Annotated in this window: 15 protein-coding genes and 2 pseudogenes; 10 read left to right on the top strand and 7 right to left on the bottom strand. The window is 72.0% G+C overall.

The window, feature by feature from the left end:
- The first annotated feature begins 164 nt into the window (after positions 1 to 164).
- Positions 165 to 2,585 carry an ATP-binding protein gene (locus ACEXOX_RS03795; RefSeq protein WP_406519086.1) on the top strand — a complete coding sequence of 807 codons (2,421 nt, stop codon included), beginning with the start codon at positions 165 to 167 and terminating at the stop codon, positions 2,583 to 2,585.
- Positions 2,586 to 2,663: 78 nt separating this feature from the next.
- Here the strand turns inward: ACEXOX_RS03795 and ACEXOX_RS03800 are convergent, their stop codons facing one another.
- Positions 2,664 to 3,374 carry a class I SAM-dependent methyltransferase gene (locus tag ACEXOX_RS03800; protein ID WP_406519087.1) on the bottom strand — a complete coding sequence of 237 codons (711 nt, stop codon included), beginning with the start codon at positions 3,372 to 3,374 and terminating at the stop codon, positions 2,664 to 2,666.
- A gap of 465 nt (positions 3,375 to 3,839) precedes the next feature.
- Here ACEXOX_RS03800 and ACEXOX_RS03805 point away from each other — a divergent pair, with 465 nt between their 5' ends.
- The 7 genes and pseudogenes from ACEXOX_RS03805 to ACEXOX_RS03835 form a co-directional block, all read left to right on the top strand.
- Positions 3,840 to 4,256: a cysteine/serine endopeptidase inhibitor gene (locus tag ACEXOX_RS03805; RefSeq protein WP_406519088.1), complete on the top strand. Its 417-nt coding sequence runs from the start codon at positions 3,840 to 3,842 to the stop codon at positions 4,254 to 4,256.
- Positions 4,257 to 4,416: 160 nt separating this feature from the next.
- Complete coding sequence (locus tag ACEXOX_RS03810) at positions 4,417 to 5,430, top strand: LacI family DNA-binding transcriptional regulator (RefSeq protein WP_030019155.1); 1,014 nt, start codon at positions 4,417 to 4,419, stop codon at positions 5,428 to 5,430.
- Positions 5,431 to 5,656: 226 nt separating this feature from the next.
- Positions 5,657 to 7,030 (top strand): ABC transporter substrate-binding protein, encoded by a 1,374-nt coding sequence (locus ACEXOX_RS03815; RefSeq protein ID WP_406519089.1) that lies wholly within the window; start codon positions 5,657 to 5,659, stop codon positions 7,028 to 7,030.
- Positions 7,027 to 7,974, top strand: coding sequence for a carbohydrate ABC transporter permease (locus ACEXOX_RS03820; RefSeq protein WP_406519090.1), 948 nt, complete (start codon positions 7,027 to 7,029; stop codon positions 7,972 to 7,974). The genes ACEXOX_RS03815 and ACEXOX_RS03820 overlap by 4 nt, the downstream gene beginning before the upstream one ends.
- Positions 7,974 to 8,855, top strand: coding sequence for a carbohydrate ABC transporter permease (locus ACEXOX_RS03825; protein ID WP_406519091.1), 882 nt, complete (start codon positions 7,974 to 7,976; stop codon positions 8,853 to 8,855). Before ACEXOX_RS03820 ends, ACEXOX_RS03825 begins: the two co-directional genes overlap by 1 nt.
- A 60-nt stretch (positions 8,856 to 8,915) precedes the next feature.
- Positions 8,916 to 10,481, top strand: a complete 1,566-nt coding sequence (locus tag ACEXOX_RS03830; protein WP_406519092.1) for an alpha-amylase family glycosyl hydrolase — start codon at positions 8,916 to 8,918, stop codon at positions 10,479 to 10,481.
- A 41-nt stretch (positions 10,482 to 10,522) separates the two neighbouring features.
- Positions 10,523 to 10,912, top strand: a pseudogene (locus tag ACEXOX_RS03835) (discoidin domain-containing protein); the annotation flags it as partial.
- 283 nt (positions 10,913 to 11,195) lie between these two features.
- On the opposite strand, the gene ACEXOX_RS03840 reads toward ACEXOX_RS03835, so the two are convergent.
- On the bottom strand, positions 11,196 to 11,369 hold the full coding sequence (locus ACEXOX_RS03840) for a hypothetical protein (protein WP_406526682.1): 174 nt from the start codon (positions 11,367 to 11,369) through the stop codon (positions 11,196 to 11,198).
- Here ACEXOX_RS03840 and ACEXOX_RS03845 point away from each other — a divergent pair.
- Positions 11,359 to 13,023: pseudogene (locus ACEXOX_RS03845) on the top strand (glycosyl hydrolase); the annotation flags it as partial. The gene ACEXOX_RS03840 and the pseudogene ACEXOX_RS03845 sit on opposite strands and share 11 nt — an antisense overlap.
- A 361-nt stretch (positions 13,024 to 13,384) precedes the next feature.
- Positions 13,385 to 13,624 carry a chaplin gene (locus tag ACEXOX_RS03850; protein ID WP_406519093.1) on the top strand — a complete coding sequence of 80 codons (240 nt, stop codon included), beginning with the start codon at positions 13,385 to 13,387 and terminating at the stop codon, positions 13,622 to 13,624.
- A gap of 128 nt (positions 13,625 to 13,752) precedes the next feature.
- On the opposite strand, the gene ACEXOX_RS03855 is transcribed toward ACEXOX_RS03850, so the two are convergent.
- From ACEXOX_RS03855 to ACEXOX_RS03875, 5 genes are all read right to left on the bottom strand, one after another.
- Positions 13,753 to 14,160 carry an ANTAR domain-containing protein gene (locus ACEXOX_RS03855; protein WP_406519094.1) on the bottom strand — a complete coding sequence of 136 codons (408 nt, stop codon included), beginning with the start codon at positions 14,158 to 14,160 and terminating at the stop codon, positions 13,753 to 13,755.
- Positions 14,067 to 14,438: a hypothetical protein gene (locus tag ACEXOX_RS03860; protein ID WP_406519095.1), complete on the bottom strand. Its 372-nt coding sequence runs from the start codon at positions 14,436 to 14,438 to the stop codon at positions 14,067 to 14,069. The genes ACEXOX_RS03855 and ACEXOX_RS03860 overlap by 94 nt, the downstream gene beginning before the upstream one ends.
- A 101-nt stretch (positions 14,439 to 14,539) precedes the next feature.
- Positions 14,540 to 14,899 carry a WHG domain-containing protein gene (locus ACEXOX_RS03865; RefSeq protein ID WP_406519096.1) on the bottom strand — a complete coding sequence of 120 codons (360 nt, stop codon included), beginning with the start codon at positions 14,897 to 14,899 and terminating at the stop codon, positions 14,540 to 14,542.
- Positions 14,896 to 15,738, bottom strand: a complete 843-nt coding sequence (locus ACEXOX_RS03870) for an SDR family NAD(P)-dependent oxidoreductase (RefSeq protein ID WP_406519097.1) — start codon at positions 15,736 to 15,738, stop codon at positions 14,896 to 14,898. Before ACEXOX_RS03870 ends, ACEXOX_RS03865 begins: the two co-directional genes overlap by 4 nt.
- 75 nt (positions 15,739 to 15,813) lie before the next feature.
- Positions 15,814 to 16,905, bottom strand: coding sequence for a glutamate--cysteine ligase (locus ACEXOX_RS03875; RefSeq protein ID WP_406526219.1), 1,092 nt, complete (start codon positions 16,903 to 16,905; stop codon positions 15,814 to 15,816).
- Position 16,906: the final 1 nt, after the last annotated feature.

Consider the following 16,906-nt stretch of genomic DNA (forward strand, 5'->3'; position numbering starts at 1 on the left):
CGGTCCGCCCGACTCCCCGGCCCGCCGGAAGGCCCGCAGCGGGAGCCGGCCTTCCCGTCGGAGCACCCCCGGTGGACGCGGCCACGCATCCGCCGGAAGCGGCCGCGCCGGCCCGTGCCGCGCGGACCCGCCGGTCCGCGCGGAACACGGACCGGGGTGCGGCGGTGCCTGGCCCGGCCAGAGGCGCACGGACGGCAGGGCCGCGGCGACTGCGCGGCGTCAGCCGGCTGCCCGCCCGGCCGGCCCCCGCCCCGGACGACTGCCCGGGCTCCGGGCCCGAAGGCGCGGCGGCACCCTGGCCGTTCACGGGCCGGGACCAGGAGCTGCACCGCCTCACCACGTCAGCGGCCGGCGCGACCACCGGACACGGGTACCTGGCCTGCGTACTCGGCGCCGCCGGGGTCGGCAAGACGCGGCTGCTGATGGAGCTGGCCCCGGCGCTGGAGGCCGCCGGGGACGCGCTCGACGTGGTCTGGAGCCACTGCTTCCCCGGTGAGGGCGTACCGCCGTACTGGCTGTGGACCCAGGTACTGCGCCACCTGTCGGCCACCCGGCCGGACGCCTTCCGCACCGCCACCGCGCCCTTCGACACGCTGCTCGCCCCGGTGATGCCCGAGCGGGCGGCCGCGGCCGGCGGGCAGGGGCCCGAGAACGACTGGGCCCAGGCACGGTTCCTGACCCACGACGCGGTGTGCGAGGTGCTGCTCGCGCTGGCCGCCGAGCGGCCGCTGGTCCTGCTCCTGGAGGACCTGCACTGGGCCGACGCCGCCTCTCTCGACCTGCTGCGACTGCTCGGCACCCGCCGCCACGGGCACCGGATCAGCATCGTGCTCACCGCCCGGGACTTCGAGGCGGACTCCGACGCCACGATCCGCCGGGTGCTGGCCGACATCCTGCGGGGTCCCAGGACCGAGACGCTGCGGCTCGGCGGGCTGTCCCGCGGTGCCGTCGCGTCCCTGGTGGAGGCGCAGGCCGGGCGCGGGGTCGGCGCGGACGTCGTGGACGCGCTGCACCAGCGCAGCAAGGGGAACCCGTACTTCGTCATGCAGTTGCTGTCACTCCTGGGCGACGCGCGGCGCCTGCACGACGCGGACGCCACCGACGTACTGCGGGCGCAGGTGCCGACCGGGGTGCGCGAGGCGCTGCGCCAGCGGTTCGCCACCCTGCCGGAGCCCGCCCTGCGGGTGCTGCGGCTGTGTGCCGTCATCGGCACCGAGATCGACACGGACCTGCTGCACTGCACCGCCGCCGAGGACGAACCGGTGGCGTCCTCCCTGACGGAGGCGATCCGGGCGGGCCTGCTCGGCGAGGACCCGCACCATCCCGGGCGGCTGCACTTCGTGCACGCGCTGGTCCGCGAGACACTCCTGGACGTGCTCGCGCGCGACGAGCGCCACCGGCTGCACGCCCGGGTGGCCGAGTCGCTGTGCACGCGCGGCGGCGACCAGGTGGGTGCCGAGGAGTTCGAGCGCCTGGCCCATCACACCTGGCACGCCCAGGACGCGCTGCCCGCCCGGCAGGCCCTTCCCCGGCTGTTGCGCGCCGCCGAGCAGGCCGAGCAGCACCTGGCGTACGAGAAGGTCGAGACGTGGCTGCGCCGGGCCGTGCATCTCGCGGGCCTGCTGCCCCGTGACGACGCGTCCGCCCGCGCGCTGGAGCAGCGGCTGTACATCCAGCTGGGGCAGTTGCTCGCCATGGTCCGCGGGTACGGCGACGCCGAGGCGGAAGCGGCGCTGAGCCGGGGCCGCGCCCTCGGGGCGGTCACCCGGGCGCCCGAGGACCCGTCGGTGCTGTGGGCGCTGTGCTCGGCGTTCCTGGTCACCGGCCGGTACGACGAGTCCCGGCAGTTCTCCCGGCTGCTGCGGGACATCGGCAGCCGTACGCGCCATCCGGTGGCGCTGCTGGGCGCGGCGTACGGCAAGGGCGTCGCGCTGCACGTACGCGGCCGGCTGCCGGAGGCGCTCGCGGAACTGGAGCGGAGCGTCGGGCTGGCGGATCGTTTCGCCCGGGAGGGCCGCACCCTGGCCCGTACGTTCCAGCACGACCCGCGCGTCTCGTGCCGGTCCTACGACGCCTTCACCCACTGGATCCTGGGCGACCGTGACACGGCCCGCACCCGCCGGAGCCAGCTCCAGGGCCTGACGGCGTACGAGAGCAGGCCCTCCGACCGGTCCTTCGCCCTGTACGTGGACGCGGTCCTCGCCGCCTGGGAAGGCGACGCCGAGACCGCGCGGGCCTCCTCCGCCGAAGGGGTACGGCTGGCCGAGGAGCACGGGCTGCTGTACTGGACGGCGATGCTGCGCCTGACCGAGGGCTGGGCCCTGACCCACCTGGGCCGCGAGGACGAGGGCCTCGCCCAGATGCAGGCCGGCCTCACCGAACTCCGCCCCTCCCGCTCCCATCTGCGTCTCCCCTGCACCTCGGCCTGCTCGCCCAGGCCCAGCACCACGCCGGCCGCCGCGACGACGCCACAGCCACCCTCCGCACGATGCTCGCCGTCATCGAACACCGCCGCGAGCACGTCTACCTCCACCACGCCCTGCCCACCACCGCCCTGCTGCACGACCTCCTGGGCCGGCACGTGACCGACGTCGCCCTCTCGGGCTGAGGCCCGGTGCCACGGCCCGGCCGGCCGGCCCGCTCCCCTCGGGACGCGCGGCCGGTCAGCCGGACGCGGTGACCACGCGCGTCCGCATCCACGGCCCGCCCCACCACATCCGCCAGCCCGCCGAGCGGACACCGAGCCCGCTGACCGGCAGCGCCTCCAGGACGTCGCGGTAGAAGGGGACGGAGCCGCCGATGTCGACGATCACCAGGCGCCCTCCGGGCCGCAGGACGCGTACCGCCTCGGTCACCGCCCGGCGCCGCCCCTCGGCGTCCTTGATGTTGTGGATGGCCAGACTGGACAGCACGACGTCGAATTCGCCGTCACCGAAGGGCAGGTCCCGCAGGTCGCCGGTGCGCAGCTCCACCCGGTCCTGCACGCTCTCGGCCCGCGCGTTGCGTGCCGTGGCGCTCGCCGCGTTGCCCGTCTGGTCGACGCCGCGCCACAGGTCCACCCCCACCGCCCGGCCCTGCGGTACGCGACGGGCGCCCGCCAGCAGTACGGCGCCGCGCCCGCACCCGAGGTCCAGGAGCCGCTCGTTCCCGCGCAGCTCCAGCCCGTCCAGCAGGTCCTCCCAGACGGTGAACTTGCCCCGCCGGGTGGCGTGCACGTAGAGCACGAAGGCGGCCGCCATCACGAGCGCGCACAGAAACGGCAGCCAGGCCACCCCGATCCCGGGCCCCGAGAGCGTGCCGAATCCCGCCAGCGTCGCACCGACCGCTCCGCAGCCGAGGCCGAACAACGCGTACGGGGCGTCGACGCCGTACACCCCTGCCGTCGCTTGCGCTGTCCACCGGTCCCGTTCGGCACGATACGGCCCCTCCGAAAAACACGATCAGTTGTGACGCCATCGTACGAGTCACCCCCGCACCCGGCTTGAGCGGCTTACATCCGAAACGTTCCCCAGCGGCGCACGAGCCCCGCGCGCCCGGCTCCGGCAGCGGACGCCAACCGTCCGTTCCGGGCCAACCCGGCGAACATATCCGCGACTTCAGGACATCTGAGCCCATTGGGGGTTGTGGGGCGGCCGCGGTCCATGAAACTCATGTGCTCGGGAGTGCTTCGTGAGCCGCCGCCCCCTGAAGCCCGTGTGCCGGCACACCGAGCGCGCCGGCGACGGCAACGCGCCGGCCGCTCCCTGCCGTTGCGCATCGCCGGGCGCATCGCGGCCCGGCAGCGGCTGCCCGAGGCATCTCCCGGCATCTGCCCGAACCCACTCGGACGAGGAGACATCATGCGCGCATCCAGACGCTGGAGGACGACGGTCTGCGGCGTGGTAGCCGTCACCGGCATCGCCCTCGGCACCGGCACGGCCCACGCCGTGCCGATCGGCCAGACCATGAACGGCAAGATGACCTACTACAACGACAAGGGCTACGGCGCCTGTGGCACGCCCATCGACGCCACCTCGCAGGACCTGGTCGCCGTCTCGGCCTCCTACTGGACCACGCCCAACCCGAACAACGACCCGCTGTGCTCCGGTATCAAGGTGCAGGTCAGCTACAACGGCCGGACCATCACCGTGCCGGTCAAGGACAAGTGCCCGTCCTGCGCCCCGACGCACATCGACCTCAGCCAGGCGGCGTTCCGCAAGCTGGTGCCCGCGGGCACCGACATGGTCCCGGCGGTCAGCTGGAAGTTCGTCCGCTGAACCGGCCGCGGCCGGCTGTCCTGAAGTGACGGCGGCGGCCGCGGCGGAGCGGGTCCGACGGGCACCGGTGCGCTCTCGCGCCGCCGCGCCCGCCCTCGGGCCCGCTCGCGTTCCGGCGACACCGCAAAATACTTGCGTTGTTTGCGCTAGCGTTGCGTACATGACGCGACGACTTGCGCTGGTGGCGAAAAAGGTGGGCGTCTCCGAGGCGACCGTCAGCCGGGTACTGAACGGCAAGCCCGGTGTCTCGGAGGCCACCCGGCAGGCGGTGCTCACCGCGCTGGACGTGCTCGGCTACGAGCGGCCGACCCAACTGCGCGGAGAGCGCGGCAAGCTCATCGGGCTGGTGCTGCCGGAGCTGTCGAACCCGATCTTCCCCGCCTTCGCCGAGGTCGTCGGGGGCGCGCTCGCCCAGCGCGGGCTGACCCCCGTCCTCTGCACCCAGACGCCGGGCGGCATCCAGGAGACGGACTACGTCGACCTCCTGCTCCAGCAGCAGGTCTCCGGCGTGGTGTTCGCGGGCGGACTGTACGCCCAGGCGGACGCGCCGCACGACCACTACCGGCTGCTGCACGCCAGGAACCTGCCCGTGGTGCTGGTCAACGCGCCGATCCCGGGCCTCGACTTCCCCTGCGTCTCCACCGACGACGCGGTCGCGGTGGAGCAGGCCTGGCGCCACCTCACCTCGCTCGGGCACGAACGGATCGGCCTGGCGCTCGGCCCGTCCGACCACGTTCCCTCGCGGCGCAAGCTCGCCGCCGGGCAGGCGGTGGCACGGGCCGCGGGCGGCGCCGGGCTGCCGCCGGAGCACGTGGTGCGCGGGATGTACTCCATGGAGGGCGGCCACGCGGCGGCCTCCCGCCTGCTGGACGCCGGGGTGACCGGCATCGTCTGCGCCAGCGACATCATCGCGCTGGGCGCGGTGCGGGCCGCGCGCCGGCGCGGGCTGCGGGTGCCGCAGGACGTTTCGGTGGTGGGGTACGACGACTCTCCGCTGATGACCGTGACGGAGCCGCCGCTGTCGACGGTCCGGCAGCCGATCGACGCGCTGGGCCGTACCGCGGTGCAGTTGCTGACGGCGCAGATCGACGGCCGGGAGGTGGTCCGGGACGAGATCCTGTTCGAACCGGAGCTGGTCGTACGGGGATCGACGGGGCCCCGCGCCGCGCGGTAGCCCGGAAGACCGCCGGAACCCGGAAGGCCGCCGCCCCCGGGAAGGCCGCCGTGCCCCGGACGACCGTCGGAAGCGTCGGCAGCGCGGGCGCCAAGCTGCCCAAAGCGCTGTCAACAATTTGCAGACAGCGGACGCGATATTGCGCTCTTCTGACCCCGGTGCTTGAGTGAGCGCCAGCGCCCGCCGCCTCGCTCGCCGCCTCGCTCACGCTCAGAGGGGTCCACCGATGTCATCCACGAGAAAACGCGGACTCACGCTCGCCTGCGTCACCGTCGTGTCCCTGACCGCGCTCACCGCCTGCGGCACCAGCAGCACCGACGGCGCCGAGGACGCGCCGGGCGGCACGGTGCGGCTCACCGTCAACGGACAGCCGCCCACGACGCAGGCGTTCGAGCGTGCGCTCTTCGACAAGCACGTGAAGCAGTTCGAGAAGGCCAACCCCGGCATCGACATCGTGCCGCGCGAGGGCTTCATGGACCCGAAGACCTTCAACGCCAAGCTGGCGGGCGGCAAGCTCGAAGACGTCTTCTACGTGTACTTCACCGACGCCCGTGGCCTGATATCGAAGCGTCAGGCGGCCGACCTCACCGACCACGTCAAGGACATGCCGCACCGCACGGACGTCCAGGACGAGTTGATGAAGGTGTTCCAGGACGAGAAGGGCCGCCAGTACGGCCTGCCGACCGCCAACTACTCGATGGGCCTGCTCTACAACCGCGCGCTGTTCAAGAGGGCCGGACTCGACCCGGACAAGCCGCCGCGGACCTGGGCGGACGTCCGCGCCGCGGCGCGGCGCATCGCCGCGCTCGGCGACAACACCGCCGGTTACGCCGACTTCTCCAAGAACAACCAGGGCGGCTGGCACTTCACCGCGGAGCTGTACTCCCGGGGCGGCCGGATCGCCACCGAGCAGGACGGCCGCTGGACGGCCGCGTTCAACTCGGCGGCCGGCAAGGCCACCCTCCAGGACCTGCACGACATGCGCTGGAAGGACAACTCGATGGGCAGCAAACAGCTGCTCCAGGCCGAGGACGTCCAGCGGATGATGGGCAGCGGCAAACTCGGGATGTACATCGCCGCCGCCGACAACATCACCGTCATCGCCAAGCAGTTCGGCGGCAGGTACCAGGACTACGGCCTCGCGCCGGTACCCGACGGCAGGTCCACCCTGATCGGCGGCGAGGGCTACATGATCAACCCCAAGGCCTCCCCGAAGAAGGTCGCGGCCGGGATCAGGTGGCTCCAGTGGAAGTACCTCGACCCGGACCTCGTCGAGCAGAACATCCGGGACAACCTCGACGCGAAGCTGCCCGTCGGACTGCCCATGCCGCCCACCCCCGACATCTGGAAGGGCTCCGTCCGCGACCGGGTGGAGGCGGCCAAGCGCACGTACGCCAACATCCCCGTCGGCAACTACCAGCCCTTCATGGACGCGGCACCCCGCGTCACCGGCGTACTCGAACCCCCGGAGGCACAGCGGGTCTACGCCGTGCTCGACAACGCGATGCAGGCGGTCCTCACCGACAAGGACGCCGACATCGACGCGCTGCTCGCCACCGCGCAGAAGAAGGCCGACCAGATCTACAGCGCGCTCCGATGACCACCGCGCCCCTGCTGAAGAAACCGTCCTCCCGGTCACCGGCCACCGCGGAGCACGGGCGGCGCGCGGCCCGCCTGCGCCGCTCGGTGCGCGAGCACCTGACCGCGTACGGATTCCTGTGCGCCGCCGTGGTCATCTTCGCGCTGTTCTCGTGGTGGCCGATCGTGCGCAACGTGCTGCTGGCCTTCCAGGACGTCAACTTCGCCACCGGCAGCTCCTGGACGGGCCTGAGCAACTTCGAGAAGCTCTTCGCCGACCCCCTGCTGGCCACCGCCTGGCGCAACACCGCGGTGTTCACCGCGTACGCGCTGGTATTGGGCTTCTTCGTGCCGTTCCTGACCGCGGTGCTGCTGAACGAGTTCCGGCACGCCCGCGCGTACTTCAGGGTCCTGGTCTATCTGCCGGTCATGCTGCCACCGGTGGTCGTGGCGCTGATGTGGAAGTGGTTCTACGACCCGGGCCCGGGACTGCTCAACGAAGTCCTGCGCACCCTCCATCTGCCGACCTCCGCCTGGCTCGACTCCTCGTCCACCTCACTGGTCTCCCTGGTGATCGTCTCCACCTGGGCCAACATGGGCACCGCCACCCTGATCTACCTCGCGGCGCTCCAGACCATCCCGGGCGAGCTGTACGAGGCGGCGGAGCTGGACGGCGCCAACCTGTGGCAGCGGCTGCGCCACGTCACGATCCCGCAGACCCGGTTCGTGCTGCTGGTCCTCCTGCTGCTCCAGATCGTCGCGACGATGCAGGTGTTCACCGAGCCGTACGTGATGACCGGCGGCGGGCCCGACGACTCCACGGTCACCGTCATGTTCCTCGTCTACCGCTACGCCTTCGTCTACAACGACTTCGGCACCGCGAGCGCGCTCAGCCTGATGCTGCTCCTCGTCCTCGCCGCGTTCTCGGCCCTCTACCTGCGTCTGACCCGCACCAAGGAGGGCTGATGGCCGCCTCGACCCGTACCCTCGTCCGCCCCGCCGTCCTGCGCACCCGCAAGGGAAAGCTGGTCTACTGGTCGGTGCTGGCGGTGGCCCTGGCGCTGTTCACCGTCGCGTTCCTGGTGCCGCTGTACTGGGCCGTGACGGGCGCGATGAAGTCGCCGGCTGAGCTGGCGCAGAACCCGCCCACCTACGTGCCTGCCGAGTGGCACCCGGAGAACTACGGCCGTGCCTGGCGAGAGATGGACCTGACCCGCTACTTCCTCAACACGGTGCTGCTGGCGGGCGGTGCCTGGCTGATCCAGCTCGCGGTGCAGGTACCGGCCGCGTACGCGCTGTCCAAACTGCGGCCCCGGTTCGGGAACGTGGTCCTGGCACTGATGCTGGTCACCTTGATGATGCCCGCCACCGCGCTGCTGGTGCCCGTCTACCTCACGGTCGTCGACGTCCCGCTGTTCCACCGCAACCTGCTCGACAGCCCGAGCGCGGTCTGGCTGCCCGCCGCCGCCAACGCCTTCAACATCTACATCCTCAAGAACTTCTTCGACCGAGTGCCGGACGAACTGCTGGACGCCGCCCGGATCGACGGCGCCGGCCCGCTGGGCACCCTGTGGCGGATCGTGCTGCCGCTGTCCCGGCCGATCCTCGCCGTGGTGTCGATCCTGTCGGTCGTCGCCGCGTGGAAGGACTTCCTCTGGCCCCTGCTGGTGCTGCCGGACCCGGCGAAGCAGCCGCTGAGCGTCTTTCTCCAGCGCGTGTCCCAGGACACCCCGCTCAACAGCCTGGTGGCGGGCCTGGTCCTGGCCTCGCTGCCGCTGATCGCGCTGTTCCTGGTCTTCCAGCGGCAGATCGTCGCCGGTCTCGGCGCGGGCAGCCTCAAGGGCTGACCGCACCGCGCCGTCCCCACTCCCCCGTACACCTCGCACCGCGTACGAAAGGACTCCCCTTTGTCCCGCACGGACTGGTGGCGTACCGCTGCCATCTACCAGGTGTACGTCCGCTCCTTCGCCGACGGGAACGGCGACGGCACCGGCGATCTGGCCGGGATCCGCGCCCGGCTGCCGTACCTGGCGGAACTCGGCGTGGACGCCCTGTGGTTCACCCCCTGGTACCTCTCGCCCCTCGCCGACGGCGGCTACGACGTCACCGACTACCGCACCGTCGACCCGGCCTTCGGCACCCTCGCCGAGGCGGAGAAACTGCTGGCCGAGGCGCACGGGCTGGGACTGCGCACCATCGTGGACATCGTGCCGAACCATGTCTCGGACCAGCACCCGTGGTTCAGGGCGGCGCTCGCCGCGGGCCCCGGATCGCCGGAACAGGACCGGTTCCACTTCCGGCCGCCCTCCCCCGGACCGCCGAACGACTGGGTGAGCGAGTTCGGCGGCGTGCCCTGGTCACGTACGGAGCACGGGCAGTGGTACCTGCACCTGTTCAGCCCCGGGCAGCCGGACCTCGACTGGAGCCACCCGGAGGTGCGCCGCGAGCACGAGGACGTGCTGCGGTTCTGGTTCGAGCGCGGCGCGGACGGCGTACGCATCGACTCCGCCGCGCTGCTCGCCAAGGCCGACGGCCTGCCCGACATGCCCCGCGACGGCGGCCCGCACCCCTTCCACGACCGGCCGGAGCTGCACGGCATCTACCGCTCCTGGCGGCGGCTGGCCGATGAGCACGGTGCCGTGCTGATCGGGGAGATCTGGCTGCCCGACGCCGAGCAGTTCGCCCGCTACCTGCGCCCCGACGAGCTGCACACCGCCTTCAACTTCGACTTCCTGGCCCGCCCTTGGAACGCGGCCGAACTGCGCGCGTCCATCGACCTCACACTGGCCGCGCACGCCCCCGTCGGCGCTCCCGCCACCTGGGTCCTGGCCAACCACGACGTGACCCGTACGGTCACCCGTTATGGACGGGCCGAGGACACCGGCTTCGCCTTCGAGCGCAAGCGCTTCGGAGTCCCTACCGATCTCGCCCTGGGCACCCGCAGGGCACGCGCCGCCGCGCTGCTCACCCTGGCCCTGCCCGGTTCCGTCTACCTCTACCAGGGCGAGGAGCTGGGCCTGCCGGAGGCCGAGATCCCGCGTGAACTGATCCAGGACCCGATGTACGCGCGCTCGGGCGGAGTCGCCCCGGGCCGGGACGGCTGCCGGGTGCCGCTGCCCTGGCACGCGGGCGGCGACGGCCCGTCCTGGCTGCCCCGCCCCGACGGCTGGGAACGGTACGCCGCCGACCGCCAGGCCACCGACCCGGACTCGATGCTCTCGCTGTACCGCACCGCGCTGCGGCTGCGTGTCGCCTTCCGGGACGCGGGCCCGCTGCGCTGGCTGCCCACGGACGCGCCGCATGCGCTCCCCTTCGCGCGCGACGTGCCAGGCGGCGGCAGCGTGCTGTGCGTGGTCAATCTCGGTACCGCCGACATGGCGCTGCCACCGCACTCCGAACTCCTGCTGGCTTCCGGCCCACTGACACCAGTGGGCACCCTGCCGCAGGACACGGCGGTCTGGCTGCGGGCCTGACCCAGGCCGACCGCCGCCCTCTCCCCACAGAAGGGAAAGTCATGGGCTCCACACAACGCACCACCCCGCCGCACAGAAGGGCCTGGCGGCCCGTACTGGCCGCCGTGCTCAGCACCGGCCTGCTGGCGACCAGTTGGCAGGCATTCTCCGCCGAAGCCGCAGCCGCAGCCGCAACCAGACCGGCCGACTCCGGCGTCGGCCCCCTGACGGCGCGGCTCAGCGGCGACGGGGCCGCCCGCGCCCAGGACGGCGACCCGGACACCTACGCGAAGGGCAGCGCCGCCCGCTGGATACAGGCCGACCTCGGCGCGACCCGCCGCCTGGACCGGGTCGAGCTCACGCTGCCCGGCAAGGCCCAGCAGGTCCAGCTCCAAGGCTCCGTCAACGGACGCGACTTCGTCGAGCTGTCCGACTCCAAGGCCCGCCAGGGCGACGTCACCCTGCGCCTGGACGGCGCGCCGGTGCGGTACGTCCGGGTGGCCGGAGCGCAGCGGGTCGGTGAACTCGCCCTGTTCCCCACGGCGTCGGGTGACACGGCGCCCCCGAGGCGCCGCGGAACGTACGGCTGGACGGCGCGACGCTGCGCTGGGAGCAGACCCCCGGCGCGTCCGGCTACGACGTCTACGCCGACGGCCGGCTGCGTGCCGGGCTGCCCGCGACGGCGACGCACTGGGAGGACACCACCGCGCCCGGCGGCACGACCCACCGGACCGCCTACAGCGTGCGGGCCCGGGACACGTCAGGCAACCAGTCACCTGACGGGCGTACGGTCACCCGGACCGTCGCGGCGGGCCAGGGCTCGTCCCGCGCGGCCTTCACCCCGTCGCCCGCGAAGCCCGCACCGCAGCCCCGGCGCGCCGGGGCCAGGGCCACGACCGGCGCGACCATGCCGTACACCACGGTGGAGGCGGAGTCCGGGGCCACCGGCGGCGGCGCGCAGGTGGTCGGCCCGAACCGCAGGATCGGCGACCTGGCGGGCGAGGCATCGGGACGCAAGGCCGTGACCCTCAAGCAGACCGGCCAGTACGTGGAGTTCACCACCCCGGTGGAGACCAACACCCTGGTCACCCGCTTCTCCATCCCGGACGCTCCCGGCGGTGGCGGAACGAACGCGAAGCTCAACGTCTACGTGAACGGCCAGAAGGCCAAGCCCTTCGACCTGACGTCGAAATACGCCTGGCTGTACGGTCCGGAGGCGGCCCCGGTGAACGACCCGGGCGCGGGCCCGGCCCGGCACATCTACGACGAGGCACATCTCGACCTCGGCCGCACCGTGCCGGCGGGCAGCAAGATCCGGCTCCAGAAGGACGCCGACAACCCCTCCTCGTACGCGGTCGACTTCGTCGACTTCGAGAAGGTGGCAGCGGCGCCCAACCCGGACCGGCAGGCGTTCGTGGAACCGGCCGGTTTCGGTCACCAGGACGTGCAGAACGCGCTGGACCGGGCCCGGATGGACACCACCGGCCGGATCAAGGGCGTCTATCTGCCGCCGGGCGACTACCAGACGTCGAGCAAGTTCCAGGTCTACCTCAAGCCGGTGAAGGTGATCGGCGCCGGGCCGTGGTTCACCCGCTTCCACGCCCCGGCCGGCCAGCAGAACACCGACGTGGGCTTCCGCGCCGCCGACGGCGCCGACGGCTCGACGTTCGCCGGCTTCGCGTACTTCGGCAACTACACCTCGCGCATCGACGGCCCCGGCAAGGTCTTCGACTTCCAGAACATCTCCGGCATCACCATCGAGAACATCTGGGCCGAGCACATGGTCTGCCTCTACTGGGGCGCCAACACCGACCGGATGACGATCCGCGACAACCGCATCCGCAACACCTTCGCCGACGGCCTGAACATGACCAACGGCTCCAGCGACAACCTGGTGACCAACAACGAGGCACGGGCCACCGGTGACGACTCCTTCGCGCTGTTCTCCGCGCTCGACTCGGGCGGCGGCGAACAGACGCGCAACGTCTACGAAAACCTGACCTCCAAGCTCACCTGGCGGGCCGCCGGCCTCGCCGTGTACGGCGGGCAGCTCAACACCTTCCGCAACATCCGCGTCGTGGACACCCTGGTCTACGCCGGCGTGACCATCTCCTCGCTGGACTTCGGCATCCCGATGAACGGCTTCGGCCCCGGGCAGACCACGTTCGAGAACCTCGGCATCGAGCGCGCGGGCGGCCACTTCTGGAACGGCCAGACCTTCCCCGGCATCTGGCTCTACTCGGCGTCGAAGCCCTTCCGGGCGATCCGGGTGAAGGGCGCCACGATCACCGACCCGACGTACCACGGCATCATGTTCCAGACGAACTACGTCGGCCAGCAGCCGCAGAACCCGGTCCAGGACACCGAACTGTCCGACGTGACCGTCTCCGGGGCGAAGAAGAGCGGTGACGAGTACAACGACCGGTCCGGCTTCGGTATCTGGGCCAACGAAGCGGCCGGCGGCCCGGCCGTGGGCCAGGCGTCCTTCCACCGTCTGACGCTCCGCGACAACGCGCAGAACATCCACAACACCACCTCAACCTTCAAGATCAACGTGGACTGACACGTCCGTCCCGCCCGGGTGACGCGTCCGCCCCGCGTCCGGAGGTCGTCCACCGACGTGCCGGGTTCGTTGTCGGGGTGAACAGCCGGCCGCTGCGACCGACACCGGCGAGTGGGGCGGGCGGCCGGGCCCCGGCGGCCCGTCCCCCGGCAGGGTGACGGCGAATCCTGCCCTGACCTGGAGAAATAATACGCTGATTCGATCTCCACCCTAAATAGGGTGAACACCTTCCGTTCTTCGCGACAAACGGCGCCGCATCGGGTTGATTGGTTGTCGGCGGCCCACCAGCCGTGGTGGCGGGCACCGGGTGTCCCCGCCAGGCCGCCTGTCCTTTTTCTCAATGTACGAGGAGCAACCTTCCATGTCGCGTGCCATCAAGACTGCCGTCGCCGCCGCGGGAACCTGCGCCATCATCCTGGGCGGCGCGAGCCTCGCGACTGCCGACTCCGGGGCCCAGGGCGCGGCGCTGAACTCGCCCGGCGTGGTCTCCGGCAACACCGTGCAGGTTCCGGTCCACGTGCCGGTCAACGCCTGCGGCAACACCATCAACGTCATCGGCCTGCTCAACCCGGCCTTCGGCAACACCTGCGTCAACGACTGACGTTGACCACCTGACGCGCCACCGCCCCCGGGCGGACCGGCGTGCGATGCCCGGTGCGGGACGGCTGTACGGCCGTCCCGCACCTTCGTCGTGTGCGTCCCCCTTGTGCGTCTCGCGGGCCCGTACGGTCACGCGCTGCCGGCGTCGCGCGGCAGGCGCAGCCGCCCGGCCACCACGTCACGGGCCACATCCGTGACGGGACGGTCACTGGCGAAGGCATGGGCGCGCAGCCGCGCCAGGGCGCTGCCCAGCGGCACCCTGAGGTGGACGCTGAGGATTCCGGTGGCCTGGTGGACTTCCGTACGGTGCAGGTCCGAAGGGCTCAGTACCCGCGTACGGGCGTGCCGGCCGCCGAGCAGGAACAGGGTCAGCGCGTCCGCGAGCGTCAGCGCGTCGGCGGCGCTCTCCGGTGCGAGCCGGTGGGGCGTGCGCCGGTGGCAGGTCAGAGCGCCGACGCGGAGCGCACCGAGCCGCAGGGGAAGGCGAAGACCGCCCGGATGCCCAGTTCCCGTGCTTGTGCGGCGAACATCGGCCAACGGGAGCCGCAGGAACGGGACAGATCGGCGACCAGACACAGGGCGCCGTCGCGGGCCGCGTCCAGGCCAGGCCCCTCGCCCAGGGTGAACTGGAGATCGTCCAGGCAGGCCCCGTCCGGGTCGCTGTGCCACAGGAGTTGGGAGCCGTCGAAGTAGAGCGAGACCGCCGTGCCGTCCACGTCCAGCAGCGCGGCGCACTGGGCGCACCACAGACGGGACGGTCCCGGTCCACCGGGTCGCAGCTTCTCGATCAGGCTCGCGACGGTCTGTCCCGACATTCTTCCCCCACCCACCGCGGCGGACCGGCCTGGGCCCGCCGCCTGCCGCTGTCACGCCAATGTATGACAGTCCCGGGCCGGCGGGTGCGCCGAACGCGGTCTCACGGCGCCGTGTCCGCGCGCCGGAGACCGGGAATGGCGGCGGGGGTCGCCCAGCCGCGCAGTACGGCGTCGACCGTCGACCGGAACGCGGTCTCGGCCGCGGCGCCTTCGAGGGCACCGGCGAGTTCGAGGGTCACGAGTCCGTGGAGGGCGACCCACAGCGAGACGGCGATCCGTGGGGTGTCGCCCGCGAGGACACGGTCCGCCACGGCGCGGTCGATCGCCGCGACCAGCGGCCGCACCGGGTCACGGCCGCCGACCCGGGCCGACGGGACGAAGGACTGCGATGCACCGTGCCGCTGCCTCGCGGCGAGCCTGACGGCGGACGGTCCGGCAACATCCCGCACATCCCGTTTCACTTCCCCGGCGGGGGCAGCAGCGTCGGATTCGCGCCGTCGAGTATCTGCTGGGCCCGGTGCTCGATGTGGTCCCGGTATTCCGGGTGGGTCAGGACGTAGAAGCGCTGCTCGCGGATGGCCCGCACCACCTCGTCGCCGATGGCGCGCGGGGGGACGCCGAAGTCCTTGAAGGCTTTCCGGGCCGCCTCGGTCGACCAGTTGGCCGGGATCGGGCCCGCGTCGGGGTAGCGGGCCGGCCGGTTGCGCTGGGAGTGGTAGATGTCCGTGTCGACCAGGCCGGGGCACAGTACGGACACGCGCGGCGTGCGGCCGCTCTCGACGAGTTCCAGGTGCAGTGTTTCCGAGAGGGAGACGACGGCGGTCTTCGTCGCCCCGTACAGCGAGCCGCCCGGCAGCAGGCCGGCCATCGAGGCGGTGTTGACGATGTGTGCCTCCTCGTTCTGCTCGATCATGACCGGCAGGAACGTGCGGACGCCGTGCACGACGCCCATCAGGTTCACACCGAGGATCCACGCCCAGTCGTCGAGGGTGCTCTCCCAGCTGGGCTTGCTGCCCGTGTAGACACCCGCGTTGTTGCACAGCACGTGCACGGCGCCATAGGCGCGCAGGGCGGATTCGGCGAGCGCGGTGACGTCGTCCGCCTCCGCCACGTCGGTGACGACAGCGTGCACGTCGGCTCCGGCGTCCCTCAGTTCCGCCGCCGTGGCCTGGAGCGCCGCCTCCTCCACGTCGCTCAGCACCACCCGCATGCCCTCATCGGCGAACGCCTCGGCCATGCCCCGTCCGATGCCGCTCGCGGCGCCGGTGACCACGGCGGTCCTGTCCCTCAGGTGGTCCATGTCCCCTCCGATCACGGCAGGCTGTGCGGAGCGGACGGGCCCCGCTCCCCCGCCCGTACCGGCAGCGTGCCCGTCTCAGTCGAGCGTGCGCCGTACGCATTCGGTGACCACGTCCCGCAGGCTGCCCGTGCTGCGCAGCAGTTCCCGTTGTACGCGGGCGCCGTTGCCCGTCTTCAGCAGGGTGGCCAGCGCCTCCTGTGCGTGTCTGAGGTCGCCGCTGTCCTCCAGGGCGTCGCGTACGTGGTCGAACAGGGCCCGTACGACGGCTTCGGCGGGGGCCGGCCGCATCGTGACGGGGTGGATGAGTTCGCCTTCCAGCCCCGAGCGGGCGGCGCGCCACGTGGCCAGGCGCAGCAGTGCGACGGTGTGGCGGCCGGGCGGGACGCCGTCGTGCCACTGGCGTACCGCCGTCTCCACCAGACCGCGTATCAAGGTGGCCAGCAGCACGGTGGTGGACGGGTCCAGGCACACGTCGGCGACCCGGGTCTCGACGGTGGGGTACGTACGGGACAGGCGGGCGTCGAAGTAGACCATGCCCTCGTCCTTCAGCACGCCGCTGGCGGTCATGTCGCCGACCTGCTCGTGGTAGCGGTCGGCGGAGCCGAACACCTCGACCGGGCCGGCCGACGGCCAGCGTCCCCACACCCGGTTGCGGTAGCTGCTGTAGCGGCTGTCCTCGCCCTGCCAGAACGGCGAGTTCGCGCTCATCGCCAGGAGGACGGACAGCCAGGGCCGCATCCGGTCCAGTACGGCCACGCCTTCCTCGTCGGAGTCCACGGAGACGTGGATGTGGCAGCCGCACGTCAGTTGTTCCTGGGCGGTGAGGCCGAAGTTCTCCGCGAGCCACTGATGGCGTTCGCCGCTGCCGATGGTCGGGCTCACCTCCAGCGGTGAGGTGGCCAGGGCGGCCACCGACGCCTGTACGCCCTCGGCGTGGCGTGCCGCCTCCGCCCGCCAGCGCCGTATCTCCTTGGCCAGGTCGCCCATGTCCGTCTGCGGCCGGGTGGCGAACTCCAGCTGCTGCCGGTGCAGCTCGCTCTCGAAGACGTCCTCGTTGCCCAGCGGGTCACGCGACGCTGCCGCGAGGACCGCCGCCGAGAGCGCCCGCGGCTCGCCGGTCCGCGCGTCCACCAGCAGCAGTTCCTCCTCCACACCCACACTGCGCACG

This window comes from Streptomyces sp. Ac-502 (assembly GCF_045222935.1).
Lineage (GTDB): Bacteria > Actinomycetota > Actinomycetes > Streptomycetales > Streptomycetaceae > Streptomyces > Streptomyces monomycini.